This is a genomic window from Nocardia sp. NPDC004151 (genome assembly GCF_042874235.1).
In the GTDB taxonomy this organism is placed as follows: domain Bacteria; phylum Actinomycetota; class Actinomycetes; order Mycobacteriales; family Mycobacteriaceae; genus Nocardia.
In genome coordinates, this window is record NZ_JBIAMR010000009.1 from 234,821 (window position 1) to 260,073 (window position 25,253).

Below are 25,253 nucleotides of genomic sequence, written 5' to 3' on the forward strand. Positions count from 1 at the left end.
AAGTTGCTACAGGTTTGTTGACGGATAGCGCCGACTCTCGACTGTCTGGCCTGGCTGAATCAACTAGGGCGGGGTACCAGCTCGGGCGGGGGTTGGACCGCACGCAAGTACACCGTTTGCCAGTCGGGTGGTCACGGGACGGCATAATGGACGACACGTCAGTTGGTGGCAGAGACACCACCTCAGCGGAGGTGTTCGGGCGCTATCGGCTGTTGTCCCTGCTGGGACAGGGTGGCATGGGCCAGGTGTGGCGGGCGCATGATTCGCTGACCAACCGGGTGGTGGCGGTCAAGGTGTTGCCTGAGCGCTTCGCCGATGACGAGGAGCTGCGCGAACGGTTCCGCCGGGAGTGCCGGGCGGTGGCGCAGCTGACCGAGCCGCATGTGATCCCCATCCACGATTTCGGCGACATCGACGGTCGGCTGTATCTGAACATGCGCTTGATCGAGGGCACCGACCTGCGTGAAGTGATCAGCCGAGAAGGTGCCTTGTCGCCGCGGCGGGCAGTGGCGATCTGCGCACAGGTGGCCGGCGCGCTGCAGGCGGCCCACGACGTCGGGCTGGTCCATCGCGATGTCAAACCCTCCAACATCCTGCTGGGGGCCGACGAGTTCGCCTACCTGATCGACTTCGGGATCGCCCACGCCGCCGATGACCGTACGCTGACCACGATCGGCGAAACCCTCGGCACCGTCGCCTACATGGCGCCGGAGGAGCTCACCGCGGAGGTCAAGGCCGATGCCCGAGCGGACGTGTACGCGTTGACGTGCGTGCTGTATCAGTGCCTGACCGGCCAACCACCGTTTGCGAGCGCAGCGGGGGTGCAGGGTGTGATCGCCCATCACCTGCATACCCCGCCGCCGCGCCCCAGCACCATGACACCCGATGTACCGGCTGCGTTCGATGCGATCATCGCCAAGGGAATGGCCAAAGACCCCGACCATCGTTACCAGACAGTGCGCGAGCTGGCCGCGGCGGCCCGCACCGCGGTGGGCGATTCCGCGGTCAGCACCACCGGGGGCAGGGCTGCGCGCCATGGGCGGCGAATGAGATTGTCGCCCAAGACCGCCGGGCTGCTCGCCGCCGCGGTCGCGGTTACGGTGGTGGCCGCCATCATCGGCGTCCGCCTCGGATCAGGCGGTGGCAACTCGCCCACACCTATCACCTCGGGCTACTCGGCACAGACTCCGCTGCCGTTCACCGGCGTCAGCTTGCCCACCGATGTGGCTGTCGACGCGGCGGGCAATGTATATGTCACGGACATGGGTAACGATCGGGTGGTGAAATTGGCGGCGGGCGCATCGACGTCGACCCCGCTGCCGTTCACCGGGCTGAATAATCCCCAGGGTGTGGCGGTCGACGCGGCTGGCAACATTTACGTCACCGACACGAGTAACAATCGGGTGGTGAAATTGGCGGCGGGAGCGTCGGCGCCGACCCCGCTGCCGTTCACCGGGCTCAAGGATCCCCAGGGTGTGGCCGTCGACACGGCGGGCAACGTGTACGTCAGCGACCGGGGTAACGATCGGGTGGTGAAGTTGGCGGCGGGAGCGTCGGCGCCGACCCCGCTGCCGTTCACGGGGCTCCAGGATCCCCAAGGGGTGGCGGTCGACGCGGCGGGCAACGTATACGTCACCGAATTGAGTACCGAGCGGGTCGTGAGGTTGGCGGCGGGCGGGTCGACGGCGACCTCGCTGCCGTTCACCGGGCTCAAGGATCCCCAGGGTGTGGCCGTCGACACGGCGGGAGACTTGTACGTCGTCGACTGGGGTAATCAATGGGTGGTGAGGTTGGCGGCGGGCGCGTCGACGCCGACCCCGCTGCCGTTCACCGGCCTGAAGAATCCCCAGGGTGTGGCCGTCGACACGGCGGGAAACGTTTACATCACCGACCAGGGCCCCGATCCGGTGGTGAAACTCCCGGTCGGCTGAGCCCCCGTTCCGCGTAATTCGGTGGTGATAAACCGGCAAACACGTTCGCGGACAGCGCACGATCGTGGTGGGCACCAACGGGTCGGCGTCGATGCGCCCGCCGCAGAGTTGTTGAAGATCGAGTTCGTTCGGCAAGTCCTCGCGGCGGTCGGCATCGCTAAAGCCGAACAGTCGCAACGGTGGGTGGTGCGACTGACCGAAACGGGCGATTTGGAGGTGCCCCCGCGCGAGACCGTGATCATATCCTCGGTCGCCCAGCGCGCGCCGTGGCAGAACGAATACCTAACTGCCAAGGGCGTATTGGCGGATGTCCCTGAACCACAACGTGTTTCGGTGCCGGTGATCGACACGCGGGAGGTGCTGTGATGAGTGAAGCACGGCCGCCGTGGGTCAATACCAATGCCGCTGCTCGGATCGTCTCTTGCCACCCCGAGGTGCTGCGCCGGTGGCATCGGACCGGGACGGCCCCCTTCCGGCTTCCTGAGCCGAAACGGCGCGGACGCGAATTCCTGTGGGATTTCGAGGAGTTGCTGCGCGCGACCTGGTAGTCCCGAGCTTTCAGCCGGCGCCGGTGCTCGCACAGCCGAAAGAGGATCAACCTCAGTACCGCGCTCTTTCGGTAGCCGACTACGTTGCAGAGCCTGGGCGGCATGGCTGTTCACAGACGACCAACGCCACCGCCGCACAATGGCGCCCAAGTCCGGGGACACCCCATGGGTCATGCCGGAAGAGCTCAACAGCCCGGTCGTCGCGGCCCTCCCTGAGGAGTTCGTGGACCGCGTACTGCCGGAACCGGTTGTCTGAAGCCAGAGTTCAACCACTAGCCACAGGTGGCCTCGTCACTGCGGGCCGAAGACGCTGCACCGGAGCCCCGATCCGAGGGATCGATGTTGATGCGGAGATCCCGCACCAACTGTTCCAGCAGCTTCTCCCAGCCAGGTGTGCGATCACCGACCGTGTGGATGGCAGTCCGAAGGGCGCTGATCCCGATCTGACTGGCGGACAGGGCGTCCTCGGCTTCAACTCCGATCGACACCAGCACCGCCGCATCGTCAGGATACTGGGCGCCCACTTCGAGTACGTACTCGAGCGAGCGCAACTCGTCCAGCACTCGATTCACTCGCTGCCTCACCAACTCCCGCTTGTGGGTATCCACCCGCGGTATGAGGACCTCGATACCCAGCATCCAACTCCTGCTGGCGGACGCTGGGAGGGGTTCAGCCGACTTGCGAACTCGCTTGCCGATCCGCGTTGTGGAGGCTTCCATGTCAACCGCATCGGTTGCCTCGATCTTGATGTCGTACCCGAGGGCATGCATCATCTGAGCGAGACTTCGTAGCGTGAGATTTCGTCGGCCGCTGAGCCGCTGACTGATCTCCGTTGGCCGGACTCCCAACCGATCCGCCAACTGCTTCTTGGTGGTACCGGAGTTTTCCAGTGCTTCGTGAACCATCTCAGTGGCTGCCAGAACAAGGCGCTCCTCGGCTACGAGCGCTTCAGTTTCCGGGGTGCGCTGGAACCAGGTGGTCATCGCGTGTGCGCCTCCTCCCACATCTTGATTGCCCTCTTCGCCTGATCACAGACCTTGCGATCAGCGGGCTTCTTCGCGCCGTGTGTTGCTACCCAATCCTTGCTGTGCCTTACGACATACAAGCGATGCCCAGATTGAGTCTTGATCTCCGAGACTGCGGGCTCGACAGGGCATTGCAGCTGCCTCATCTCTTCTGGGCTACGGAGGTACCCCACAGTGGTCAGGCGTTCGAATCGAGCGGCGAACTGAGCCTTTGTCCTCTTGTCACACCCTGCGAGCCAGTCGGATACTTCGCAAACATCGTCCGTCACCAAGCCGTACAGCGTCAGCGCCGCGCCTTCAAACAACACCTCCAACCAAAGTGAAGTCATAACTTCACCCTAGCTCCCTAGTGTATGCAGCGCGGCGGCGTTTGCCTACTTCCTCACGAAGACTGTCACCTGGCCGACACCGACGCGCCACGCTGCCCCAACTCGTTGCGGACAGTCACAAGAGCACCGCATCCACGAGCACCACTTGCGCCGAACATCTTGCGACGCAACAGAACCATCAGCCATGACAATCGTGCACATGACCCGGCGCGGCATGATCAAAGCAATCAGAGGTGATCAAGCAACGACCTGAGAAGCCCGCGTTCAATGAATAAAACACCCGCGGCAACAAAAAAGGCCCCTAACGCAGCGAATATAATCGCTGGTCAAGGGCCTTTTCGGCTCCCCCATCTGGACTCGAACCAGAAACCTGCCGGTCCTTTTAGCCGTCTGCGACAGTCCGCCGGAGGTCGGCGAAACACCCTATGACCAGCATATTTCCATCAGACTTGTCCGCCGCTGTACACCGCCGGACGGCCCGATACCGGGACGTTTGTAGTTGGAAAGTAGCGAGGGGGTCGGCCACGACGTCGACCCCGGTCCTTGTCGGACCCCCCACCTACTATCGAAAGTTTGTTCGACTCGAGGTAGCCTCATGATCATGCCGGAACTGTCTCGCCTGGAATGGGCTCGCATGAATCTCGATCAGGTGCGTACCCAGCTGCTCGCAGCGGCCTCCGGGACCAGGTTCCTCACCCCCGAGCAGCTGGAGTTCGCGGTGGGAAAGATCGAGGAGGGCTTGCGGGTCTACGACGAGGAGACCGGTCCCGCGGCACCCGAGCGTCACGCAGATCGTGCGCGCCCAATCTGCTCGGACCCGCGACGATACCGGAGCCGCTGAGGCCATCGGCGCGGTACGGGAGCCCATTCGAGCACCGGAAGTCGACCACACCGTGAGGACCCTCTGATCCGTAGTTATAAGCAGATCGGTTGTGGCCGAGAAGGACTCCTCCGCGACGAGGGCTCCTCGGTGATGCGATGGCGGTGATGTCGTCGCTGATGTCGTCAGCCGTGTCGTCAGCGTCCGGAGATCTGAGTGACCTCCCAGCGGCTTCCGGCCAGCTCCTCGGATGCTCAAAGTCCATGCTGGCGGCCTGGAGCCGGGGAGTGGATACGGAGGTCCGCCCGAGTCGAGCCCTATGCTCGTGTGACCAACAGCAGCGTGTCGTAGCCGAGGTGATGATGCCAGGAAATGAGCAGCCCGAAGGTAATGCCGTGACTCTCTCTGCCGCCGCTGGCGGCGGTGGGGGCTTGAGCGTGTCAGGCATCCATGTGCGTGAACCATTGACGACCCAACACCTATGGGCTGCACTCCATTTCGCCCGCTTGTGCGAGGAACGCGAGATGGAGATCACGAACAGCGGGCTCGATAGAGTGGACCTGTCGCATCGTTCGTACGCAATGGCGGCCGTGAAATTTTCGGCTTCATTCCTGGAATCGCTGGTCAATGATCTGTTCAGTGACGCCGCAGACCCGGACGTCTCGACGCACGGCCGCATGACGAGATTTTCTGCCAAGGAGATCTCGGACATGGCAACCATTTGGAACGACACCGAGGTAAAGAAGACGAGTCGGCAGTTGCGACTGACTGACAAGTATCAGGAGTCTCTTGCGATCGCCGGAGCCCCTCGGTTTGTGGGGAATGATGCCGTCTACAGAGGGTTCAATGAACTGACGTACCTGCGAAACGCGCTTGTGCACTTCAAGGTTGGATGGCAATTGGCTGGGGCGAAACAGAATCAGGCCAGCAGCATTGAGAAGCTTCTAAAGCCAAAATTCGCAGAGAACAAGCAGAAGATCGGGCAGCCGTGGTTTCCAAATAAGTGCCTCGGTGCAGGGTGCGCTCGATGGGCCTGCGACTCGGCGACAGCCTTCGCGGACGAGTGGCTCACGCGGATGTCCCTTCCTCTGGACTACAGGCACGTCCTTAGTGATCTCGGAGCTCCCTGAGACGTGACCTGACCGGTCGACGCCAACTGTTCTTCTCCCTGCTTCCTCATACTGGCCGCCCTCTGTGGAAGGAAGTCGGATCAAGGGTGGGCGTATGCCCATCGGCGTGCCGACGCGACGAAGGAGCGCCCTTGATGCGGCTTCCTGGAGCGAGACAATTGGGCCGATGAGGAGGCGGGGATTCCTAACGCGCCGGATGCCCGCTACCCCGGGGTGGCTGGAAAGGATGTCGCCAGTCCCGGGATAGCGGGCGGGTTCCCCGGCAGATTCACCGAACCGGGGAGGTCTCCGACCTGGAGTCGGCGTCATTGGCGACTCGCTGTCCGGCGCCGTTGCCGGTGTCCGGAAGATCCGGAAAGGGGGCAGAAGCCCCCAGGAGGTCTAGGTGCCGTTCACACCGCAGCCGTTGCAGAGCAGCAGTTCCCCGTTGAGGTACCAGGTGGTGTCGCACATTCCGGCCTGGCAGGTCTCCGGGGTGTACGGCCAGGGGTGGTCCGGGAAGTGGGCGACGAGGCGACCGGGGGCGATGTAGCCGCCGTGGTGGTGCTTGGGCGGGAAGGGGTCCCAGATGCTGCCGATGCTGGAGAGGTCGGGGGTGAAGTCGCTGATCATGATGGTCGTTCCTTTCCGGTGGAGCGGTGAATCTGGGCTCCGCCCGGACCGTGCGGGGAGGACCGGGGGAAGTGTGGGCGAATGCCCATCGGCTTGCCGACGCGAAGCGCTCTTCCCCTGGTCTTCCCTGTGCGGTACGCCTTCGGCAGATTCATCGCTGCACCGGAAAGGAAGGATGGCGATCAGCGATTACACCCCCGACCTCGGACGTCAGCATCGGCGGACCCGGTATCGCCCAGGCACCACCACGGCGGCTACATCGCTGGTGAGGTACGCCGGAACCCGCTCCCTGCCTGGCCGTACACCCCGGAGACCTGCCAGGCAGGCGACATCCACCGGTACGGCGGCGGGGAACTGCTGCTCTGCAACGGCTGCGGCGTGGACGGCACTACGGGGGCTGAAGGCTGGTAGCACGGTCTTCGTGGCAAGCGCCGAAGCCGTGCGGCAGCTCATTTGGCCGTGACTGCGGCCGATGTCAGCGATTCCGGCTCCGCGGTTGGCGCGCCGGCGCTCGATCCGCACCAGAGTTTCGATGACATCGCCGAAGTGCTCGGGATGCTGGCGCTACCCGCACTCGGCGGTGTCGTCGCCGCTGGAGACGGTTTGCGCCGCGTAGGGGTAGCGGCTGAGGTCGTGCCCGCACGGCTCACGCGTCTTGCAGGGATGTGGCGGTTCAAGTCGCTGAGTTGGACCAGACGTTTCGGCTGGGTCTCGCCAAATCCCGTGTGCAGGAATAGCCCTCATGATGGTTTGAACATATGGTGTTTCATGTGAGTCAGCCGAATGGCTGGGGGGTCGGCTCGTCGCAACCTCCCACGCCACAGCCCAGTCCTGTTCAGCCGCAACGTGATCAGCAGTCGTCACCCCGACGGCGCCGGGCCAAACTTCATGAAATTGGTCCGGCCTGGATTACCGCGATCTCAGGGCTGCTCGTAGCGCTGACCGGCATGGGCGTCGTTGTCGGACGGGAGTCGGTCTCAACGGTTGGGGCCCCACAAACCATCACAGTTACAGCCGCTGGCAGTGCGGTGACAACCGTCGCTGCACAGCCTTCTGGCCAGACTCCCAACGGCGCGCCAACCACGTCGGCCGTGAGCGGAGGCCCTTCGCAACAGGTTGCGGAGGGCGTTGAGCTAGTCCGATGCAACGTCGATTTGGCAGTCGGCTACAGACTTCCTATCGAGCGAACAAGCACCTGCCCAGAGCCCTCAACCCATATGTCCGGCTTTAGTTTCAACGGCAGCAATGCCTATGCCTATGGTGTCCAGATGGCGGCGTCGACCGACGACGAGCCGACTTACGACAGCTGCAAGAAGAACACCCGTTACACGAACCCTCTCGATATCGAGACCGGGACCACCTTGTGCCTTCGCGGGCCGAATGTGATCGCATCGATCGTGGTCCGCGAGGTCAAACGCGATAGTGGCACGTACGCCGCGATCAACCTCGTTATTTGGCGGGGAGCTTCGGCATAGTGCGCCACGGTATGGGACTGCGAGCCTGAATCTCGGTCGAGGCTGACTGCCCTGCGCGTAGAGCGTCGGCCGCAGCGGGGTGAACACGCCCGCGAGCCATGTAACGGCGCTGGCGCTGGGTCATCGATGGGTCGGCGTGGCCGAGTACGTTGGCGTGGCTGGGGCAGACAGGCCGGCCAATTCGGTTCTGGGCGACGAACATCCGACTGTGTTCGGCTCCCGGCTCGCCTAGCTGTTCATCCTGTTCGTTGCTTGAAGCGGCTCAATGGGTTTCAGGGCGCTGCCTTCCGGGCTTCGGCGTATGCGTGCTGCCGACGCACCCGACGCACCGCGTGCGACGCACTATCAGCACGCGTTGTGCGTCGTCGCGTGGCGGCGGCGCGCATGCGCCGAAGCCCGCGCGCGACGCCCTTGATCCTGTATGGCGAAACTCGGCAGTGAGTGGGGTGAGGTGAAGGTGCGCTCCAGCTTGCGGCAAGCAGACGACAATCAGATGCATTTATGGTGTCGATCTCGTCGAGAACCGACGGAATTGAGGTCCAAACTGGCATGATGAAGCAGTATGAGACTACTGCGCTTCCGGGTCGCCAACCACGGGAGTCTTCGCGATGAGGTCGAGCTGTCGATGGTGCGCTCGTCCCTGCGCCGGGTTCACCCGCCAGGGGGGGACTGGTCACCGTATCTGGTCAGCGCCTGCGCGATCTACGGACCTAACGCATCCGGAAAATCAACAATCCTGGATGCAATTTCCTTTGCGCGGGGTTACGTGAAAAACTCGGCCAATTTGTCCGACGATAGAGAGCCTCGCGCTACATATTTTCGCCTTCAAGAAGGCTTCGCATCGAAGCCTTCTCAGTACTCATTTGATTTTCTCGATTCTACCGGAATCAGATACGAGTATGGATTCGAGTTGATATTTGGGCGAGTGCAATCAGAATGGTTGAACTATTATCCCGAAGGTAGGCCTAGACTACTTTTCGAAAGGAATGGGGAAGAATTCCGCTTCAGTCGCTGGCTCAAAGGAGGGAGGATGAATATCGAAGCAGCCACTGGACCCAAGGATCTTGCGCTTTCCAAGGCTGCTCAGATAAAGCATCCAATGCTTAGTAAGCTGTATCGAGAAATCGTGAGCGGGATATTTCTGGCACGGCACGACGAGCGTGACGAACATGGGCGAATGGTTGGTATCATCCATCTTCTCGAAGAGGGAAAGGTATTTCCCTCAGACATAATCGCCCTGCTCCGAGCTGCCGACATCGGAATTGCAAATGTGTCTTTAAAGAATTCGGAATATCCAGATGGCGCAAGGGAAGTCCTCGATGCTCTGCTTGCAGCCCTACAGTCGACCGAAAGAACTCCCCCCGCCTTTAAGAATATTACAGGAGCAGAAATTGTAGAAGCACTGAAAGAGCTCTCCTTCGAGCACGCCGGATCCGATGGGAATCTCTACCCCCTAGAGAGCGCTGTTCAAAGTAAAGGTACGCTGTCCTGGATAGCGCTTTCAGTGCCTGCGATAGGAATCCTAAGAAACGGCGGAGTGATGCTGGTGGATGAGATCGATGCCAGCCTTCACCCGCGGTTGTCGTCGTTGTTAGTCGATCTGTTTCGATCAAAAGCCAACGTCGGAGGGGGGCAGCTCGTCTTCACCACTCACGACACCTACTTTCTCTCAAGGAGAAACGATAGCCCACTCGAGCCAGATGAAGTGTGGTTTACCGAGAAGAGTACAGAGGGTGTCACAAGCTTGTACAGCCTCGCCGATTTTCTAACTCGAAACGGCGAGAACTTCGCAGTGAGATACCTCGATGGGCGTTATGGCGCAGTCCCAACGCTCGTTCGGTCAGAAATAGAGGCTATCTTGACTGGGGGAACGAGCAGTGAAGCCGAAATCGGATCCTAGAAGACGAACTTCAAAGAGACTCCCGCGGCGAACAGTGCTGATTGTCACGGAAGGACATACCGAGGTTGATTATATTGAGCGATTGATTCAGCATATGCGAGCCACGGGGGTCTCTGTATGCTCGGTAAAGTCAGTGGGCCTCGGCCGTGACCCCATGCGGGTTCTAGAAGCGGTCAAGTTCCGAATGAAATCATCAGATGCCAAGTTTGATTTCGGCTGGGCCGTTGTCGATGTAGATCGACATGAGCGACTTCCACAATGCATTGCTGAAGCCAAGAAGCACGGAAACATAGACGTGGCCATTTCTAACCCGTGTTTCGAAGTATGGCTTTTGTGGCATTTTCGCGAACATGTATCTCACGTTGATGCAAATATGCTTAAAAGACTACTGGAGAAGGAGGGCATGAAGGGCAAGTCGCTGCCGAAAGATTTCCCGATCGATGCTTATCTGGATGCGATACAACGAGCCGAAGGAATTATCCCAGATGATGGAGATTACTCAAGGTGTAATCCGTCTTCCGCAATGCCAAAGGTAGTACATTCGATAAAGGCTTCCGAAGAAAGGCCATAATTCCGACTTGATCGCGGGTCTTGCCGCGGTGGTGTTAAGGAGCGGTATCTGGCTGGTGGTCAGCGCTTCTCACTCACTGACGGAGCGCAACCGTGGTTCGCACCCGGTGACCACTTCGGTCGATGCTCCGGCGAGTTTCCCGCCCGAGGCCGGCACCCCAGGTCCTGCGCAAGTGCCGCTGGTGCCGCAGCAGGAAACCGGCTCGGGTGCTACCCATTCCAACCCGATTGCTGAGGTTCGCTACTCGCTGAGTACGCGGCGAGTAAACCCTGCCTCGACAAGGCGGGCGTATGCCTCACGAACGTCGGCGGGCACGTCCTGCTCGATGGCCCATCCCTTTCCGGGATAGATCCAGATTCGCTGAGTGTCGCCGACCAGCATGTTGATGACGCGATCTACATCTCCGATGCTCACCACGTAGTCATCCAGCGCGAGTGGAAGTGATCCGCAGACCACTTCCACTCCAGGCCAACGCTTCCCGCAGATCGCGTAGCTGCGGCGCTGCTGGTAGGGACGGGAGATCAGCATCACCGACTTGATCGAGTCGAGGTAGCCGTGCTGGCCGAGCAGGGCGTGCGTGAAGTCAATGTTGTCCCCGGTATTGGTTGCTGCTGGTTCGACCAGGATCGCGTCGGCAGGTACCCCGAGATCAATGGCGCGCTCGCGAAAGTGCACTGCTTCGCCGCGGGGGAACCGATCTACGGTCGTCGGGGCGTTCGCGCCCGTGAAGACGATCAGTGGGAACGTTCCCGAGTGGTATAGATCGGCAGCGTATGTGGCGACACCGATGTCGTGGCCTCCGAGGCCGATGCCAACATCGACCGGCCGCGGTTCGTGGTGCATCTGGTTGTACTCCCACAGGGTTTCGACATCCGAGCGGAGCTCTGGGGGAAGTGCAGTCGTCGCCATTGGATGCTCCTCTACTCGGGCAGTTTGAAATCGTAAGTCCACGAGAACCTGGATGCCGCGTGCACGCCGCGCGCGAACTCGATCAGAACATCGTCGGAGGTGTACGTGCGCCGGGTGAGGATCATCACTGGTTCGCCGGCAGGAAGCTCCAAGCTCTCCATCTCCTCCGGGGTCGGCATTCGCGCAAAGATCGTTTCCGACATGTGGTCGGGTTCGTAACCCTCCGATCGGGCACAGCAAGTACTACGAGCTGATCGGCTCGGGCGAGCTGCGGTTGGTGAAGATCGGGCGGCGGCGGTTCGTGACAGAGCAGGCTGTGGAGGACTACATCGCGCGCCTGGATCAGGTGGCCTAGCTCATGCCCCGCCAGCGCATGGCCCCCGGCGAGTGGGGCAAGATCACGGTAACCCGTACGGGCTCTGGCCAGTTCATCGCGAACACCTACGTGCGCGATGAGGACGGGCAGCGACGGAAGACGTCACGCAGTGGTGCCAGTGAGGAGGCCGCACGCCGGAACCTTCAGCGGCATTTGAAGACTCGGATGACTCCGGTCGCGGGCGAGGTGATCACGGATCGGACGTCGTTGTCCGAGTTGTTCGAGGCGTGGATCGCGACGAAGTCCAGGCTCAAGGGGCAGTCGACCGATCAGTACCGCCGGATGTGGGAGCGGCACGGGGAGAAGAAGCTGGGTGCATTGCGTGTGCGTGAGCTGCCCACCAGCCGCGCCGAGCGCCACCTGACGGCGATGACCGCGCAGTCCTGGGCGAACGCTAAGACCATGCGAGTGATCCTGCTGGGCATGTTCGCCCTGGCGGTGCGTCATGACGTGCTTGCGGTGAACCCACTACGCGAAACCAGCCGTGCACCGGGGAAACGTTCCGGCGCCCGCGCACTGACCGCCGAGGAGTTCGCGGTTGTTCGGCAATCAGTGCGCGCCTACCGCGACAACGGCAGCGGCAACGGCCCTCGACCGGGCAGGCAATTGCCTGAGTTCGTCGACGTGCTGGCCTCGACCGGCTGCCGGCCGAATGAGGTTCTGTCGCTGCGCTGGTCGGATGTCGATCTGCTCGCGGACCCGCCGCGGATGACGGTTGCGGGCACGATGATCGACCACGGGGCGGTGAAGGAGACCGCATTGCACCGGCAGGACGAACGCAAGGGCGGCGCTCCCCCGCACACGGTCTATCTGCCCAAGCTGGCGGTGGAAGCTCTGACCGTGCTGTTCGCGGAAGCTGCCGGTCCGGCCGCACCGGTGTTCAGCAATCGGGACGGCGGCTGGATGAGCCTGGCCAACCTGCGGCGGGCGCTGCGGGCCGCTCTCCCGGCGGAGTTGAGCTGGGTCACACCGCGCAGCTTCCGGCCCACCGTGGCGACGATCGTGCGTGATGATCTCGGTCCGGCGGAGGCGCAGGCGCAGTTGTCGCACGCGAAATTGGCGACCACGGAACGGCATTACTTCGAACGCCGTACGACCGGGCCGGATGCACGCGCCGCGTTGGATCGGTACGCGGAGGGAAAGTAGCGAGTTGAAAGTAGTCGGAAAGTACCCAATTTGGCCGGATGCGGCCGGATAGCAGAAAGGCCCGCTACCTGCTTGCGCTGGTAGCGGGCCTTTCGGAGCTCCCCCATCTGGACTCGAACCAGAAACCTGCCGATTAACAGTCGGCTGCTCTGCCAATTGAGCTATAGGGGATTGTTTCCCTGGCTGGCCCTTCCGGACCGGCCGGAGAAAACTTTAGCGTATCGGTTGTACAGTTCCCAAATCGCGGCTCTACCTGCGGGAATACGGGTGGGGAGGGGATGGGGTGCCGGATCGACAGGGTGGGGTGGGGTCGGGCAGGATATGGGGGCGGACTGGTCTATGGGAGGAGCTTCTCGGGATGCTGCGGTTGATCATCGGTGTGGCGGCTGGGTATGTGCTGGGCGCCAAGGCCGGGCGGGTTCGGTATGAACAGATCAGCAAGACGACCCGCGCGATCAGTGAGAGTCCTGTCACGCGCAAGGTCGTGTTGATGGGGCGGCAGAAGCTCGCGGACAAGCTGAACACCCAGCCGAAGCTGGAACCGATGGTACCGCTGGACGAGCGAACCACCATCCTCGTGCCGCAGGATCAGCTGCGGCGCTGAGGGATTGGGGCTTTGCCCCTTGCCCCCTGGTGGGGGCTGCGCCCCCACACCCCTGCCCTGGGGCGGCGAGCTGTCGCCGCCTGCCGGGTGGGCGGGCTGTGGCTAGACGCCTGCGAAGTCGCCTGAGTTGCCCATGGCCTGGGTGAGGAGGCTCTTGCGGTATTGCTCCAGGGCCACCAGGTCGCCGAACAGGGCCATGTAGGCGTCGGGCTGTTCGGTGGAGGATATGCGCTGGAGTTTGGACTTGAGTTCGGCGATCTGGCGGCCGACCCAGGATTCCTGGGTGCGGGCCAGGACGCCGGCGACGAAGCGAGGGATGTCGTCGGCGGATTTCACCGGGAGCGGTTCGGCGGCCAGTTCGGAGACCATGGCGCGCAGGGTGAGGTCGTCGGTGTTGTCGGCGACGGCGGTGACCCATTCGGCGCCGGTGAGGCCCGCGGCGGTGCCGCCGGCTTCGGCGATGGCGGCGCGGACGGCGACGAACGCGGGGTGGGTGAAGGCTTCGGGCTCGAGGGAGTCGAAGACCGCGCCCGCGAAGCCGGGGTATTGCAGGGCGGCGGCGAGGGTTTGGCGTTGGGGCAGCAGGGCCGGGTCCGTGGGGTTGGGACGGGCGGCGGGGCCGGGTGAAACCTCGTGGTGGGGTTGGCGTTCGGGGATGCCGGGCTTGGCGCCGGTGCGGGCGCCCTTGCGGGCCTCCTCGCCGACGCGGCGGACCACCTGCTGGATATCGTCCCAGCCGACCCAACCGGCCAGTTTGGTGGCGTAGGCCTTGCGGAGGGCGAAGTCCTTGATCTGGGAGACCACGGGGACGGCGCGGCGCAGGGCCTCGACCTGGCCTTCGGGGGCGTCGAGGTTGTGTTCGGCGAGCAGGCCGCGGATGACGAACTCGTACAACGGGACTCGGCGGGCGACCAGGTCGCGGACCGCGCCGTCGCCATTGCGCTGGCGCAGTTCGCACGGGTCGAGGCCGTCGGGGGCCACCGCGATGTAGGTCTGTCCGGCGAGCTTCTGGTCGCCGGAGAAGGCCTTGAGGGCGGCGGCCTGGCCGGCGGCGTCGCCGTCGAAGGTGTAGATGATCTCGCCGCGCCAGAAGTTGTCGTCCATGAGCAGGCGGCGCAGGATCGCGAGGTGGTCGTCGCCGAAGGCGGTGCCGCAGGAGGCGACCGCGGTCTTGACGCCGGCCAGATGCATGGCCATGACGTCGGTGTAGCCCTCCACGACCACGGCCTGATGACCCTTGGCGATCTCCCGCTTGGCGTGGTCGAGCCCGAACAGCACCTGGGACTTCTTGTACAGCAACGTCTCCGAGGTGTTGATGTACTTGGCGGTCATGGTGTCGTCGTCGTAGAGGCGGCGCGCGCCGAAGCCGATCACCTCGCCGCCGAGATTGCGGATCGGCCACAGCAGACGGCGGTTGAAACGGTCCATCGGGCCGCGCTGACCCTGCTTGGACAGGCCCGCGGCCTCCAGCTCCTTGAACTCGAAACCCTTGCGCAGCAGGTGTTTCGTGAGAGTGTCCCAGCCGCCGGGGGCGTAGCCGCAGCCGAACTGGTGGGCGGCATTGTGGTCGAAATTACGGTCGGTGAGGTACTTGCGGGCCGCCTCGGCCCCGGGCTCGCCGAGCTGCGAGATGTAGAACTCGTGCGCGGCCGCATTGGCGGCGACCAGGCGGGCGCGGGTGCCGCGGTCGACGCGGACCGCCGTGCCGCCGCCCTCGTAGTTGATCTTGTAGTTGAGCCGGTCGGCCATCTGCTCGACGGCCTCGACGAAGCCGACGTGCTCGATCTTCTGCAGGAACGCGAAGACGTCGCCGCCCTCACCGCAGCCGAAGCAGTGAAACACGCCGTGATTGGGCCGCACGTGGAACGACGGCGACTTCTCGTCGTGGAACGGGCACAGGCCCTTCATGGAGTCGGCGCCGGCTCGGCGGAGGGCGACGTACTCCCCTACGACATCCTCGATCCGGACACGTTCACGAATCGCCGCGATATCGCGGTCCGGAAGTCGGCCAGCCACCCAGCGAGTCTAGCCCCCGGGGCCCCGACACGCGCTTCCCCGCCTCTCCGCGCCTCGGCGCACGACACAGTGCCGTTGATTGCCATGCATGCGGGCCGGCGGCCAGGCTCCGAACCGATTTCGGACGTCCCCGATGAGTTGCCGCACTCGCACCGAAACCAGTCGTCCGATCCCCGACGACCTGCGGCGGAGCCGAGCTGCGAAGATCGATGCGTGCTCAGCCTCTACCACGACGCCCGGACGCCGGTGCACGTCGTGCCCGCGGGGGTGAAACTGGCCGGGCTCGCGGTCGCGGGGACGGCGCTGTTCTTCGTGTCGTCGATCACCGTGCTGACCGGCGCGCTCATCGTGGTGCTGGGCTTGTACGCGCTCGCGCGGATTCCGTGGCGGACGACCGGGCGGCAGGTCCTTACGCTGCTGCCGTTCCTGGGGTTGATCGTGATCGCGCAGGTGATCTTCACCGATGCGCGTACGGCGGTCCTGGTCGGGGAACGCCTGCTCACCCTGGTCCTGCTGGCCAATCTGGTGACCTTGACCACCCGCACCTCGGCCATGGTCGACACCATCGAACGCGCACTCACCCCGCTGCGCCCGCTCGGCGTCCGCCCCGAACGGGTGGGCCTGCTGGTCGCCATGACCATCCGATTCATCCCGGTCATCCGTGAGCAGGCCGAACTCGTGCGCGCTGCCCAGCGGGCTCGCGGCATCGAGCGCAGCACGGTCTTCCTGGTCCCGCTACTGATCCGCACACTACGGATGGCCGACGGCGTCGGCGAGGCCCTGGACGCTCGCGGCCTGAACTGACCGGTCGGTCCGGCACCCCTTTAGGATGCCTCGGGTGCGTAGTAGGGATTTGGCGCAGATCGCGCTGTTCGCGGCAATCATGGTGGTCCTGGGATTCTTCCCGCTGATCCAGTTGCCGGGCGCCTTCGCACCGTTCACCTCGCAAACTCTGGGCGTCATCCTGGCGGGCTCGATTCTGGGCGCCAAGCGCGGCGCGCTGGCCATGTTGCTCTTCGACGTCATGGTCTTCGCGGGGCTGCCGGTGCTGGCGGGCGGGCGCGGCGGCCTGTCGGTGATCATGGGCCCGACGGGTGGCTTCGTGATCGCCTATCCGATCGGCGCGCTGGTGATCGGCCTGCTCACCGAACGGGTGTGGAAGCACTACAACCTGCCGCTGGCCCTGCTGATCAACTTCCTCGGCGGCGCGATCGTGCTGTACGCCATCGGGATCCCGTGGATGGCCGCGGCCGCGCACATCTCGCTGGGCAAGGCGATCACGACCTCGGTGGCGTTCCTGCCGGGCGACGTGGTCAAGACCGTGATCGGGTCGCTGGCCGCGGTGGCGGTGCGCAAGGCGTATCCGATGATTCCGGCCCGAGCATGATCGAACTCGACGGCGTCTCACACCGATTCGGCGAGCGCGAAGTACTGCGCGACCTGGATCTGCGTTTGAGCGAGCACCGGATCGCCGTCGTCGGCGCGAACGGTTCGGGCAAGTCCACCTTCGCGCGGCTGCTCAACGGCCTGCAGGTGCCGACCGCGGGCACGGTGCGCGTGGACGGCCTCGATACCCGCAAACAGGGCCGGGCCGTGCGCAAACTGGTCGGATTCGTCTTCCAGGATCCGGATGTGCAGATCGTCATGCCGACGGTCGCCGAGGACCTCGCCTTCGGCCTCAAACACCACGGCGTCGCCAAATCCGACATCCCGCAGCGGGTCACCGAAACCCTCGCGACCTACGGCCTCACCGAATTCGGTGACCATCCCGCGCATCTGCTCAGCGGCGGCCAGAAGCAACTGCTCGCCATCGCCGCGGTGCTGTCGGTGCGACCGGAGTACGTGGTGTTCGACGAACCGACCACCCTGCTCGACCTCCGCAACACACGCCGCATCACCCGGATGCTGCGCGACCTCCCGCAGCGACTGGTCGTGGTCTCCCACGATCTGGACCTGCTCGCCGATTTCGACCGCGTGCTGGTGTTCGACGAGGGCCGCGTCGTGGCCGACGGCCCGCCCGCGAAGACCATCCCGCACTACGTGGCCATGCACTCCGACTGACGCTCAGTCCGTGCGCTCCGGCTGAGCTTCAGTCCATGCGCACCCGCTGAGCCTCAGTCCGTGCACTCCGGCTGAGCTTCAGTCGATGCACTCCGGTTGAGTCTCAGTCCATGCGCGCCGACTGAGCTTCAGGCCATGCGCGCCCACCAAGATTTCAGTCCTCGCGCCCGAACAGATGCCGCCGCACGTGCGCGTTCAACCGCTGCCCGGGCCGCGCGTTGAACGCCATGTGCACGCTCACCCGCGGAATCTCGCCCTGTACCGGCGTCACCCGGTGCCGGGACCGCCGCCCGGCGTGCAGCACCAGCGTCCCGGGCACGGTCGGCAGCATCTTCACCATGTGCCGGTGCCGCATCGGCAGCCCGCCCCCGCGCTCGATGAAAGCGCCGGGCAGCGGGATGTATTCGAGCGCTCCGCCCCGCTCCGGCGCGACGATGTGCAGCATCACCGTGTAATCGGACATGTCGTAGTGCCAGTCCTGCGCGTCGCCGTTCTCGTGGATCTGCACCGTCATGGCGCCCAGTTCGTCGGCGGACCGGTAGGCCTGCTCCCCCACCAGGTGGGAGACGAACTCCCGCAAGGGTTCCCAGTGGTAGAGCGCCTTCAACGGCGAGGAGTCCGGAATCCGGTCGCAGGCCACGGTGTATTCGAAGCGCATGGCGTCGCCGAGTCCGTCGGAGAGCACATCGGCCGCCATCTCGGTGACCGCGGCGGGCCGCAGGAATTCGGGCAGCACGGTGACTCCGCTGACCAGGAAGTCCGCCTGCGACCGCTCGATCACCTCACGCAGCCGCGCCACGGACCGCCGGTCGAGCGGATATCGCTCGAGGTCGACCAGGTCGTCCACCTCGCGTGTCATCGCGCGCCCCCTGCCGCCGGATTCACCGAAATCAGGGTATCGCGGCGGCGATGCGTTCCAGGCGGCTCTCGGTGTAGGAGGCGATCTGGTCGACGATCACCCGCACCCGCGCGGTGTCGTCGGCGGCTTCCTCCCACCACGGCAGCAGCAGCCGGTCCAGCCCGTGCGGGGCGGCGGCGAGCAGCCGGTCGGCGACGAGCAGGATGCGTTCGCGCTGCCCGGCCTGCCGCACCCGGTGGATGGGGTCGGAGAGCACGTAGCGCAACGCCATGGTCTTGAGGACCGCGACCTCGGCGGCCACGATGCGCGGCACCTCCAGATCGGCGTCGTAGCGCGACAATTGGCGGCCGCCCCACGCGGCGCGGGTGGCCTCGACGGCGGCGGTGGCGAAGCGGCCCACCAGATCGCTGGTCAGCCGTTTGAGCGCGACGGAGGCGAGCAGCGAGCCGTCGTACTCGGCGGCGGCCGCGACCACCGGTAATTCGGAGAGCCGCTGCGCCGCGGCCACCATGTCGTCCACGGAATGCGCGGCATGCCGTTGCGCGCCGAGTTCGGCGAGCGCCACCTGTTCGACCGGATCGGCCAGGGCGCGCAGGTCGATGCGCCCCACGATGACCCCGTCCTCGACATCGTGCACCGAATAGGCGACATCGTCGGCCCAGTCCATGATCTGCGACTCCAGGCACTGGCGGCGTTCGGGCGCGTCCTTGCGGACCCAGTCCAGCCGGTCCATGTCCACCCCGTAGGCCCCGAACTTGGAGCTGGGACCCGTTCTGCCCCACGGGTATTTGATGACCGCGTCCAGGGCCGCCCGGGTCGGGTTGAGCCCGAAACTGACTCCCTGGTCGTCGATCACCTTGGGTTCGAGCCGGGTGAGGATGCGCAGGTTCTGCGCGTTGCCCTCGAAACCGCCGTGCGCGTCGGCGAATTGGTCGAGCGCCTTCTCGCCATTGTGCCCGTAGGGCGGGTGCCCGATGTCGTGGGCGAGCCCGGCCAGGTCCACCAGGTCGGGATCACAGCCGAGGCTGTCGGCGATGCTGCGGCCGATCTGGGCGACCTCCAGCGAATGGGTGAGCCGGGTGCGCGGGGTGTCGCCGTCGCGCGGACCCATGACCTGGGTCTTGTCGGCGAGCCGCCGCAGCGCGGCCGAGTGCAGTACCCGGGCCCGGTCGCGCGCGAACTCGCTGCGCCGGGCGGGGCACGGCGACCAGCTCAGTCCGGCCGTGTGCTCGGTCTCGGGAACCATGCGTTCCCGGTCGGCGTCGGTGTAGACCCCGTCATAGTCGATGCGTGCGTTCATTGCTCACTGATCCGCCGTGTATTTGAAGTCCGCCGAGAAATGGGTCAGCTGATACCAGAGCAATGCGAAGGTCTCCCGGAAGATCCCGTGCGCCTGCGATTCCCGCGTGTACACCGCGGGCCCGGTCCTGGTGGGCGCGGTCCAGGCCGACAGCCCGGCGTCACGCGCCATGGTGCGGGTGCGCAGCGAATGCCAGGGGTCGCTGACCAGCACCACCGACGATTTTCCACGCGCCAGCAGCGCTTTCGACACCGCTTCCACGCTTTGCAGGGTGTCGGAACCGGTTTCGACGGCCAGGATCCGGTCCTCCGGGACGCCCTGGTCCTTCAGGTAGTTCTTGCCCGAGGCCGCCTCGGTGTAGTTGTCGCCGACCCGTTTGCCGCCCACCGTCACGATCATGGGGGCGACCTGCTTGCGGAACAGCTTGTGCGCCTGGTCCAGTCGCGCCTCGAACACCGACGACGGGGTGCCGTCGTACTGGGCCGCGCCCAGCACCACGATGGCGTCAGCGTGGGCGTAGTCGTCGATGCGGGCCACCTGCCACACGTGCAGTGCGGTGCCGCCCACCACGACCAGGCCCATCAGCACCCCGCCGACCAGCAGCCGCCGCACCCAGCGCAGCGTGCCGCCACCGCGTCCGGAGGCGGTGGATGTGGCCATGTCCTGTGCCGACCGGTCCGGTTCGGCTCGATGGTTGCGGAGTCTCACCAACCGCGTTGCCGCCATTCGGGCAGGTGCGGGCGCTCGGCGCCGAGGGTGGTGTCGTCGCCGTGGCCCGGATACACCGCGGCGTCGTCCGGATAGCGGTCGAACAGTTTGGTCTCGACGTCGCCGAGCAGCGAGGTGAACTGCTCCGGCGACAGGGTCCGGCCCACGCCGCCCGGGAACAGCGAGTCACCGGTGAACAGGTGGACGCCGCCCGCGCCGTCGGTCAGCGCCAGCGCGACCGAGCCGGGCGTGTGCCCGCGCAGGTGAATGGCCTCCAGCACGAGGTCGCCGACGTGAACCTTGTCACCGTCGGCCAGCAGCCGGGCCGGGGGCACCGGTAGCGGCGCGGCGTCCAGCTCGTGCGCGGCGGTCGGAATGTCGGTGGCCGCCACCACATCCGGAAGCGCGAACCAGTGGTCCTGGTGCTGGTGGGTGGTGACGATGAGCTCCACCCGGCCCGGGGCCTCCTGGCCGATGAGCTCGAGGATCCGCTCGGCCTCGTTGGCGGCGTCGATCAGCAGGGTCGCGCCGGTGGCGGCGCACTGCACCAGATAGGTGTTGTTGTCCATGCCACCGACCGACATCTTCACGATGCGCGCGCCCGGAACCTCACGCTGCTGCGGATTGGAGCCGGGCGAGACGTGGCCCGTGTAGGGCGAATCGATGGTGATCACCTCACCGATCGTAGTCATGGCTCCCGACACAGCGTGCAGAAGAAACCGACCCTCCGCGTTCCACAGTTAGATTCGATGCATGCGGCCACCGAAGCAGCTGTCCCTCCTCGTGACCGGTCTGCTCGCGGCCTTGGCCCTGGTCGGCGGCCACGCCGCGCCGGCCGCGGCCGAGACGCCCCTGCGACTGCCCGGCTATGTCACCGACAAGGCCGGGGCGCTGGACCGCGGGCAGACCGCGGAGCTGCAGCAGGCCATCGACGCGCTGTACTCGCGTGACCACGAGCGGCTGTGGATCGTCTACGTGCGCGACTTCAGCGGCCTGGACTCGCACGCCTGGGGTGAGCAGACCGCGAAACTGTCCGGGTTCGGGGATCGCGACGTGCTGCTGTCGGTGGCCGTCGACGATCGGGCGTACGCGTTCACCGGGACGGTGCCGCAGTCGGTCAGTGACAAGGAACTCGACCGCCTGCTCACCGACAGGGTGGAGCCGAAGCTGCGCGACGGGAATTGGGCCGGGGCCGGGCTGGCCACGGCGACCGGGCTCTCGGACGCCATGAGCGGGTCCGGCGGCATCGGGCTGTTCCCGATACTGATCATCGCGCTCCTGGTGGCGCTGGCGGTGCTGGGGATCTGGTGGTGGTCGAAGCGGCGCAAGACGCGGCGGGAACGCTCGGTCATGGATTCGGCGCGCAAGACCGATCCGACCGACGCCCGGGCGCTGGAGGCCCTGCCGCTGGTCGTACTGGACGCCCTCTCCAAGGAGACCCTGGTCGACACCGACAACGCCATTCGCACCAGCACCGAGGAATTGCGGCTGGCCACCGACGAATTCGGGGGCACCGCCACCGCGCCCTTCACCGCCGCCCTGGAGGGCGCGAAACGGGCGCTGGCCAAGGCGTTCTCGATCCGCCAGCAACTCGACGACGATATCCCCGAGACCCCGGATCAGCAGCAGCGCATGCTGATCGACCTGGTCAGCAGCTGCGGCAGCGCGAATCGGGACCTCGATGCCAAGGTCGGCGAATTCGACGCCATGCGCAATCTGCTCATCAATGCCGGAGAGCGGCTGGACGCGCTGACCCGCGACCTGATCGAACTCACCGCGCGGGTGCCCGGTTCCCAGGCCACGCTCACGGCATTGGTGGCCGCGCATCCCGCGTCGGTGCTCGCGCCCATCCACGACAACGTGAGCATGGCGAGCGAGCGAATCGGGTTCGCGGAGAAGACGATCGCGGACGGCCGGGCCGCGGCCGCCAAACCGGTCGGGCAGCAGGGCGCGGCGGTATCCGATATTCGCGCCGCCGAATCGGCCGTGGACGCGGCTCGCACGCTGTTGGACGCGGTCGATTCGGCCGCCACCGATATCGAGCAGGCGCGGGCCGGACTGTCGGCCATGATCGAGGAACTGCGCGGCGATCTGGCCACCGCCGACGGACTGTCGGAACACGGCGGCACCGATCTGCCCGCCGCGACGGCCGTCGCGCGCGCGGCTCTCGATCAGGCCACCGCCGACGGGGCCGCCAATCCGCTCGGGGTCTTCCGGCAGGCCGTCGCCGCCGACGCCGCGCTGGATCAGGCCATTGCCGCGGCCGGCGATCGCAAGCGGGCCGCCGATGACCTGCGTCGCCGTCTCGACCAGACGCTGACCGCGGCCCGCAGCCAGGTCAATGCCGCCGCCGACTACATCAGCACCCGCCGCGGCGGGGTCGACGCCGAACCACGCACCCGCCTCGCCGAGGCCCAGCGCAGTCTGGAGCAGGCCGCTCAGCTCGCCACCTCGAATCCCGAGCAGGCTCTCCAATCCGCCCAGCGCGCCGTCGAACTCGGCGCTCGCGCGCTGCACACCGCGCAGGCAGCGGTGCAGGAGTGGCAGGCCCAGCAGCAGCAACGCGTGTCTTCCGGCGGCTCCCAGACCGGGGCCATCCTGGGTGGAATCCTCATCGACGGCATGCTGCGCGGGATGGGCAATGAGTACCGCCGCGGCGGTGGCGGATTCGGCGGCGGTTTCGGTGGCGGGGGCGGTGGCCGCAGCTACGGCCCCGGCTCCTTCGGCGGTTCCGACGGCTCCCGGCGGATCAGCCGGGGCGGCCGGTTCTGAGGGTTCGGCTCACCGGAGGCGAGCCGAACCCGGCGCACTCACCAGCCGGAGCCGGTCCCACCCGAACCCGTGTTGGCCACGATGGTGCCGATGACCATCTGCGCGAGCCCCGCGATCAGGCTGAGAATTCCCATGGTGTCCTCCGACTTCCGCTTTTCTCACCGACTGTCCGGTGTAGCCGTGAACCTAACCCAGCAAACTTGAGAAAGTGGCTCATTTCAGAACATTTCCCACACTGTGCCACCCGTGGTCATGATTCAGTTAATGCCCCGGGGTGCTAGAGCCAGCCGAGACGCTCCGCCGCCCGGACGGCTTCGGCCCGCGTGCGAGTGCCCGTCTTACCGATGGCGGAGGACAGATGGTTGCGGACCGTGCCCTCGGACAGGTGCAGCAGCTTGGCGATGGCGCCCGCGGTCGCACCGTCGGCGGCCGCGGCGAGAACCTCGCGTTCCCGAGCCGTGAGGGGTGAGGTTCCGGCCGTGAGGGTTTCGGTGGCCAGGGCCGGGTCGACGACGCGCAGGCCCATGTGGACACGTCGGACGGCGTCGGCGAGTTCCCGGGCGGGGGTGTCCTTGACGACGAAGCCGGAGGCGCCCGCGTCGATGGCGCGGCGCAGGTAGCCGGGGCGACCGAAGGTGGTGACCATCAGGATGCGCACCGCCGGATGGGCGGCGTGCAGCTGGGCGGCGGCCGAGATGCCGTCCAGGCCGGGCATTTCCACGTCCAGCAGGGCCACGTCGGGGGTGGTGCGTTCGACGGCGGCGAGCACCTCGTCGCCGCGGCCGACCTCGGCGACCACGTCGAGGTCGGGTTCCAGGCTCAACAGGGCCGCGAGGGCGCCGCGGACCAGAGCCTGATCGTCGGCGAGCAGCAGTTTGATCATTCCGGCTCCTTGATCGTCTCCGGGAAGCTTGCCAGCACCCGGAAGCCGCCGTCCGGGCGCGCGCCCAGGGTCAGTTCGCCGCCGGTGGCCCGGACCCGCTCGCGCAGTCCGGACAGGCCGGATCCGGTGCGGGCCGAGTCGCGCGGGCCCACACCGTCATCGGCGATCTCGATGCTGTTCGGGGTCACCCGGACCCAGCAGTGCGCCGCGCCGCTGTGCCGCACCACATTGGTGACGGCCTCGCGCAGCACCCAGCCGAACACGACGCTGTGCCGCGACGGTAGTTCGCCGGGATCCGGCAGCACGCCCTCGATTTCGGCGGCGTTCAGCGCCGTGCGGGCATTGGTCAGCTCGCCGGCGAGCGACACCGCCCGCAGCCCACCGACGGTCGAGCGCACTCCGGCCAGCGCTTCCCGCGCCAGCTGTTCCACATCCGCCATCTCCGTCTTCGCGCGCTCGGGTGCGACGTCGATGAGACGTTGCGCCAGTTCGGTTTTCACGGTGATGACGGTGAGCGAGTGGCCGAGGATGTCGTGCACGTCGCGCCCGACCCGCAGCCGCTCCTCCGCCACGGCCAGTTCGGCGAGCTGCTGCCGGGCGATGTGCAGTTCGTGATTGCGTTGCAGGATCACCCGGATCCCGCCGACCGCGAAGGCCGCCAGCACGATCGACTGCATCAGCGAGTACGCGGGCGGCTGCCCGGTGAGCAGTTGCGGCAGCACCGCGAATACCACGATCAACGCGAGTTCGAGTGGGACCGCCCGCCGCACCGGCAGCGTGAACGCGATGTAGGAGGCCATGTACACGCCCAGCCCGAGCATCTGCGAGTGCAGGGTGACCGCCGCGGCCGCGATCAGCGCCGCCTGCACGGCCAGCGATCCGGCCACCACCAGCCAGGGCGGCCGCGGTGGCCAGCCCTGGTCGGACGGGCCGCGCACCAGCAGCCAATAGGACGCCACATAGGCGATGCCGAAGGCGACGATCACCGCGATCGTGTACGCGCGGGCCACCGGATTCTCGAGCTGCCAGCCCTGCCGCAGCGGGTCGAACAGGTACACCGCCCACACGGCCGCGAGCAGCGTCCCGAACCGTCGCCGTCGCCGAATACCCGCCTCTTCCGCGTCCACACCGCGGGACGCTACCCGAGCCCATACCGATCGTCGCCGGTCAGCGTGCGGTCGTACGGCGGATAGAGACGGCATGACAGCGCTCAGGGACAGCATCGGGGCAGCCGGCAGCACCGGCCCGGGGCAAAGCGGCACACGCCACACGCCGTGA

At 65.7% G+C, this 25,253-nt stretch carries 27 protein-coding genes, 1 tRNA gene and 1 pseudogene; 15 read left to right on the top strand and 14 right to left on the bottom strand.

The features are described from left to right. Positions 1-17: 17 nt before the first annotated feature. From ACFYTS_RS21935 to ACFYTS_RS21945, 3 genes are all read left to right on the top strand, one after another. Entirely contained in the window at positions 18-1,931 is a 1,914-nt protein-coding gene (locus tag ACFYTS_RS21935; RefSeq protein ID WP_387306759.1) for a serine/threonine-protein kinase PknD, read from the top strand. A gap of 111 nt (positions 1,932-2,042) precedes the next feature. Further along, a complete protein-coding gene (locus ACFYTS_RS21940; protein WP_387306761.1) occupies positions 2,043-2,297 on the top strand; it encodes a hypothetical protein in 255 nt (84 codons plus the stop codon). Further along, positions 2,297-2,479: a hypothetical protein gene (locus tag ACFYTS_RS21945; protein WP_387306763.1), complete on the top strand. Its 183-nt coding sequence runs from the start codon at positions 2,297-2,299 to the stop codon at positions 2,477-2,479. Before ACFYTS_RS21940 ends, ACFYTS_RS21945 begins: the two co-directional genes overlap by 1 nt. Positions 2,480-2,751: 272 nt before the next feature. Here the strand turns inward: ACFYTS_RS21945 and ACFYTS_RS21950 are convergent, their stop codons facing one another. Both ACFYTS_RS21950 and ACFYTS_RS21955 read right to left on the bottom strand, forming a co-directional pair. After that, positions 2,752-3,462, bottom strand: coding sequence for a helix-turn-helix domain-containing protein (locus ACFYTS_RS21950; RefSeq protein ID WP_387306765.1), 711 nt, complete (start codon positions 3,460-3,462; stop codon positions 2,752-2,754). Next, positions 3,459-3,833, bottom strand: coding sequence for a hypothetical protein (locus ACFYTS_RS21955; RefSeq protein ID WP_387306767.1), 375 nt, complete (start codon positions 3,831-3,833; stop codon positions 3,459-3,461). The genes ACFYTS_RS21950 and ACFYTS_RS21955 overlap by 4 nt, the downstream gene beginning before the upstream one ends. A 601-nt stretch (positions 3,834-4,434) precedes the next feature. Here ACFYTS_RS21955 and ACFYTS_RS21960 point away from each other — a divergent pair. After that, positions 4,435-4,674: a DUF6374 family protein gene (locus ACFYTS_RS21960; protein ID WP_387306769.1), complete on the top strand. Its 240-nt coding sequence runs from the start codon at positions 4,435-4,437 to the stop codon at positions 4,672-4,674. 503 nt (positions 4,675-5,177) lie between these two features. Further along, positions 5,178-5,783 (top strand): hypothetical protein, encoded by a 606-nt coding sequence (locus ACFYTS_RS21965; RefSeq protein ID WP_387306771.1) that lies wholly within the window; start codon positions 5,178-5,180, stop codon positions 5,781-5,783. Positions 5,784-6,164: 381 nt separating this feature from the next. On the opposite strand, the gene ACFYTS_RS21970 is transcribed toward ACFYTS_RS21965, so the two are convergent. Further along, positions 6,165-6,395, bottom strand: coding sequence for a hypothetical protein (locus ACFYTS_RS21970; RefSeq protein ID WP_387306773.1), 231 nt, complete (start codon positions 6,393-6,395; stop codon positions 6,165-6,167). A gap of 459 nt (positions 6,396-6,854) precedes the next feature. Here ACFYTS_RS21970 and ACFYTS_RS21975 point away from each other — a divergent pair, with 459 nt between their 5' ends. Then, positions 6,855-7,169, top strand: a complete 315-nt coding sequence (locus ACFYTS_RS21975) for a hypothetical protein (RefSeq protein ID WP_387306775.1) — start codon at positions 6,855-6,857, stop codon at positions 7,167-7,169. A 494-nt stretch (positions 7,170-7,663) separates the two neighbouring features. Beyond that, a complete protein-coding gene (locus tag ACFYTS_RS21980; RefSeq protein WP_387306777.1) occupies positions 7,664-7,870 on the top strand; it encodes a hypothetical protein in 207 nt (68 codons plus the stop codon). On the opposite strand, the pseudogene ACFYTS_RS21985 reads toward ACFYTS_RS21980, so the two are convergent. Further along, a pseudogene (locus ACFYTS_RS21985) lies at positions 7,845-8,024 on the bottom strand (hypothetical protein); the annotation flags it as partial. The gene ACFYTS_RS21980 and the pseudogene ACFYTS_RS21985 overlap by 26 nt on opposite strands. Positions 8,025-8,495: 471 nt before the next feature. Here ACFYTS_RS21985 and ACFYTS_RS21990 point away from each other — a divergent pair. Together ACFYTS_RS21990 and ACFYTS_RS21995 are read left to right on the top strand one after the other, a co-directional pair. Beyond that, positions 8,496-9,770 carry an ATP/GTP-binding protein gene (locus ACFYTS_RS21990; RefSeq protein WP_387306900.1) on the top strand — a complete coding sequence of 425 codons (1,275 nt, stop codon included), beginning with the start codon at positions 8,496-8,498 and terminating at the stop codon, positions 9,768-9,770. Between the two features lie 34 nt (positions 9,771-9,804). Then, entirely contained in the window at positions 9,805-10,341 is a 537-nt protein-coding gene (locus ACFYTS_RS21995; protein WP_387306779.1) for an RloB family protein, read from the top strand. A 240-nt stretch (positions 10,342-10,581) separates the two neighbouring features. On the opposite strand, the gene ACFYTS_RS22000 is transcribed toward ACFYTS_RS21995, so the two are convergent. Beyond that, the gene (locus ACFYTS_RS22000; RefSeq protein WP_387306780.1) at positions 10,582-11,250 is read right to left on the bottom strand and encodes a YdcF family protein; all 669 of its coding nucleotides are present in this window, start codon (positions 11,248-11,250) and stop codon (positions 10,582-10,584) included. Positions 11,251-11,261: 11 nt separating this feature from the next. Continuing rightward, entirely contained in the window at positions 11,262-11,558 is a 297-nt protein-coding gene (locus ACFYTS_RS22005; protein ID WP_387306902.1) for a UTRA domain-containing protein, read from the bottom strand. A gap of 50 nt (positions 11,559-11,608) precedes the next feature. Here ACFYTS_RS22005 and xerC point away from each other — a divergent pair, with 50 nt between their 5' ends. Then, positions 11,609-12,772, top strand: a complete 1,164-nt coding sequence (xerC, locus tag ACFYTS_RS22010) for a tyrosine recombinase XerC (RefSeq protein ID WP_387306782.1) — start codon at positions 11,609-11,611, stop codon at positions 12,770-12,772. 98 nt (positions 12,773-12,870) lie between these two features. On the opposite strand, the gene ACFYTS_RS22015 is transcribed toward xerC, so the two are convergent. After that, positions 12,871-12,943: transfer RNA gene (locus ACFYTS_RS22015), tRNA-Asn, on the bottom strand. Positions 12,944-13,130: 187 nt separating this feature from the next. On the opposite strand from ACFYTS_RS22015, the gene ACFYTS_RS22020 reads away from it, so the two are divergent. Beyond that, positions 13,131-13,376, top strand: a complete 246-nt coding sequence (locus tag ACFYTS_RS22020) for a hypothetical protein (RefSeq protein ID WP_213560124.1) — start codon at positions 13,131-13,133, stop codon at positions 13,374-13,376. Positions 13,377-13,478: 102 nt separating this feature from the next. Here ACFYTS_RS22020 and dnaG read toward each other — a convergent pair whose 3' ends face one another. Further along, entirely contained in the window at positions 13,479-15,392 is a 1,914-nt protein-coding gene (dnaG, locus tag ACFYTS_RS22025) for a DNA primase (RefSeq protein WP_357278556.1), read from the bottom strand. 213 nt (positions 15,393-15,605) lie between these two features. Between dnaG and ACFYTS_RS22030 the strand changes: the two genes are divergently transcribed. From ACFYTS_RS22030 to ACFYTS_RS22040, 3 genes are read left to right on the top strand one after another with little or no spacing between them, the layout of a single operon-like run. Continuing rightward, the gene (locus ACFYTS_RS22030; protein ID WP_387306785.1) at positions 15,606-16,196 is read left to right on the top strand and encodes an energy-coupling factor transporter transmembrane component T family protein; all 591 of its coding nucleotides are present in this window, start codon (positions 15,606-15,608) and stop codon (positions 16,194-16,196) included. A 34-nt stretch (positions 16,197-16,230) separates the two neighbouring features. After that, positions 16,231-16,779, top strand: coding sequence for a biotin transporter BioY (locus tag ACFYTS_RS22035; protein ID WP_387306787.1), 549 nt, complete (start codon positions 16,231-16,233; stop codon positions 16,777-16,779). Next, on the top strand, positions 16,776-17,453 hold the full coding sequence (locus ACFYTS_RS22040; RefSeq protein ID WP_387306789.1) for an energy-coupling factor ABC transporter ATP-binding protein: 678 nt from the start codon (positions 16,776-16,778) through the stop codon (positions 17,451-17,453). Before ACFYTS_RS22035 ends, ACFYTS_RS22040 begins: the two co-directional genes overlap by 4 nt. A 154-nt stretch (positions 17,454-17,607) precedes the next feature. Here ACFYTS_RS22040 and ACFYTS_RS22045 read toward each other — a convergent pair whose 3' ends face one another. From ACFYTS_RS22045 to ACFYTS_RS22060, 4 genes are read right to left on the bottom strand one after another with little or no spacing between them, the layout of a single operon-like run. Further along, complete coding sequence (locus ACFYTS_RS22045; RefSeq protein ID WP_357278564.1) at positions 17,608-18,312, bottom strand: hypothetical protein; 705 nt, start codon at positions 18,310-18,312, stop codon at positions 17,608-17,610. A 31-nt stretch (positions 18,313-18,343) separates the two neighbouring features. Then, complete coding sequence (locus tag ACFYTS_RS22050; RefSeq protein ID WP_357278566.1) at positions 18,344-19,612, bottom strand: deoxyguanosinetriphosphate triphosphohydrolase; 1,269 nt, start codon at positions 19,610-19,612, stop codon at positions 18,344-18,346. 3 nt (positions 19,613-19,615) lie between these two features. Then, on the bottom strand, positions 19,616-20,272 hold the full coding sequence (locus ACFYTS_RS22055; RefSeq protein WP_357278568.1) for a YdcF family protein: 657 nt from the start codon (positions 20,270-20,272) through the stop codon (positions 19,616-19,618). A gap of 44 nt (positions 20,273-20,316) precedes the next feature. Beyond that, positions 20,317-21,012, bottom strand: a complete 696-nt coding sequence (locus ACFYTS_RS22060; RefSeq protein WP_387306792.1) for an MBL fold metallo-hydrolase — start codon at positions 21,010-21,012, stop codon at positions 20,317-20,319. A gap of 61 nt (positions 21,013-21,073) precedes the next feature. Here ACFYTS_RS22060 and ACFYTS_RS22065 point away from each other — a divergent pair, with 61 nt between their 5' ends. Further along, entirely contained in the window at positions 21,074-23,092 is a 2,019-nt protein-coding gene (locus ACFYTS_RS22065) for a TPM domain-containing protein (protein ID WP_387306794.1), read from the top strand. Positions 23,093-23,369: 277 nt separating this feature from the next. Here the strand turns inward: ACFYTS_RS22065 and ACFYTS_RS22070 are convergent, their stop codons facing one another. Further along, on the bottom strand, positions 23,370-23,975 hold the full coding sequence (locus tag ACFYTS_RS22070) for a response regulator (RefSeq protein ID WP_387306796.1): 606 nt from the start codon (positions 23,973-23,975) through the stop codon (positions 23,370-23,372). After that, complete coding sequence (locus ACFYTS_RS22075; RefSeq protein ID WP_387306798.1) at positions 23,972-25,102, bottom strand: sensor histidine kinase; 1,131 nt, start codon at positions 25,100-25,102, stop codon at positions 23,972-23,974. The genes ACFYTS_RS22070 and ACFYTS_RS22075 overlap by 4 nt, the downstream gene beginning before the upstream one ends. Positions 25,103-25,253: the final 151 nt, after the last annotated feature.

Bases quoted from the DNA above. Each gene is read 5' to 3' on its own strand.
- ACFYTS_RS21945 (WP_387306763.1), top strand. From the start codon at position 2,297: ATGAGTGAAGCACGGCCGCCGTGGGTCAATACCAATGCCGCTGCTCGG.
- ACFYTS_RS21950 (WP_387306765.1), bottom strand. From the start codon at position 3,462: ATGACCACCTGGTTCCAGCGCACCCCGGAAACTGAAGCGCTCGTAGCC.
- ACFYTS_RS21955 (WP_387306767.1), bottom strand. From the start codon at position 3,833: ATGACTTCACTTTGGTTGGAGGTGTTGTTTGAAGGCGCGGCGCTGACG.
- ACFYTS_RS21960 (WP_387306769.1), top strand. From the start codon at position 4,435: ATGCCGGAACTGTCTCGCCTGGAATGGGCTCGCATGAATCTCGATCAG.
- ACFYTS_RS21965 (WP_387306771.1), top strand. From the start codon at position 5,178: ATGGAGATCACGAACAGCGGGCTCGATAGAGTGGACCTGTCGCATCGT.
- ACFYTS_RS21970 (WP_387306773.1), bottom strand. From the start codon at position 6,395: ATGATCAGCGACTTCACCCCCGACCTCTCCAGCATCGGCAGCATCTGG.
- ACFYTS_RS21980 (WP_387306777.1), top strand. From the start codon at position 7,664: ATGGCGGCGTCGACCGACGACGAGCCGACTTACGACAGCTGCAAGAAG.
- ACFYTS_RS21990 (WP_387306900.1), top strand. From the start codon at position 8,496: ATGGTGCGCTCGTCCCTGCGCCGGGTTCACCCGCCAGGGGGGGACTGG.
- ACFYTS_RS22000 (WP_387306780.1), bottom strand. From the start codon at position 11,250: ATGGCGACGACTGCACTTCCCCCAGAGCTCCGCTCGGATGTCGAAACC.
- xerC (WP_387306782.1), top strand. From the start codon at position 11,609: ATGCCCCGCCAGCGCATGGCCCCCGGCGAGTGGGGCAAGATCACGGTA.
- ACFYTS_RS22020 (WP_213560124.1), top strand. From the start codon at position 13,131: ATGCTGCGGTTGATCATCGGTGTGGCGGCTGGGTATGTGCTGGGCGCC.
- ACFYTS_RS22040 (WP_387306789.1), top strand. From the start codon at position 16,776: ATGATCGAACTCGACGGCGTCTCACACCGATTCGGCGAGCGCGAAGTA.
- ACFYTS_RS22045 (WP_357278564.1), bottom strand. From the start codon at position 18,312: ATGACACGCGAGGTGGACGACCTGGTCGACCTCGAGCGATATCCGCTC.
- ACFYTS_RS22050 (WP_357278566.1), bottom strand. From the start codon at position 19,612: ATGAACGCACGCATCGACTATGACGGGGTCTACACCGACGCCGACCGG.
- ACFYTS_RS22055 (WP_357278568.1), bottom strand. From the start codon at position 20,272: ATGGCCACATCCACCGCCTCCGGACGCGGTGGCGGCACGCTGCGCTGG.
- ACFYTS_RS22060 (WP_387306792.1), bottom strand. From the start codon at position 21,012: ATGACTACGATCGGTGAGGTGATCACCATCGATTCGCCCTACACGGGC.
- ACFYTS_RS22065 (WP_387306794.1), top strand. From the start codon at position 21,074: ATGCGGCCACCGAAGCAGCTGTCCCTCCTCGTGACCGGTCTGCTCGCG.
- ACFYTS_RS22070 (WP_387306796.1), bottom strand. From the start codon at position 23,975: ATGATCAAACTGCTGCTCGCCGACGATCAGGCTCTGGTCCGCGGCGCC.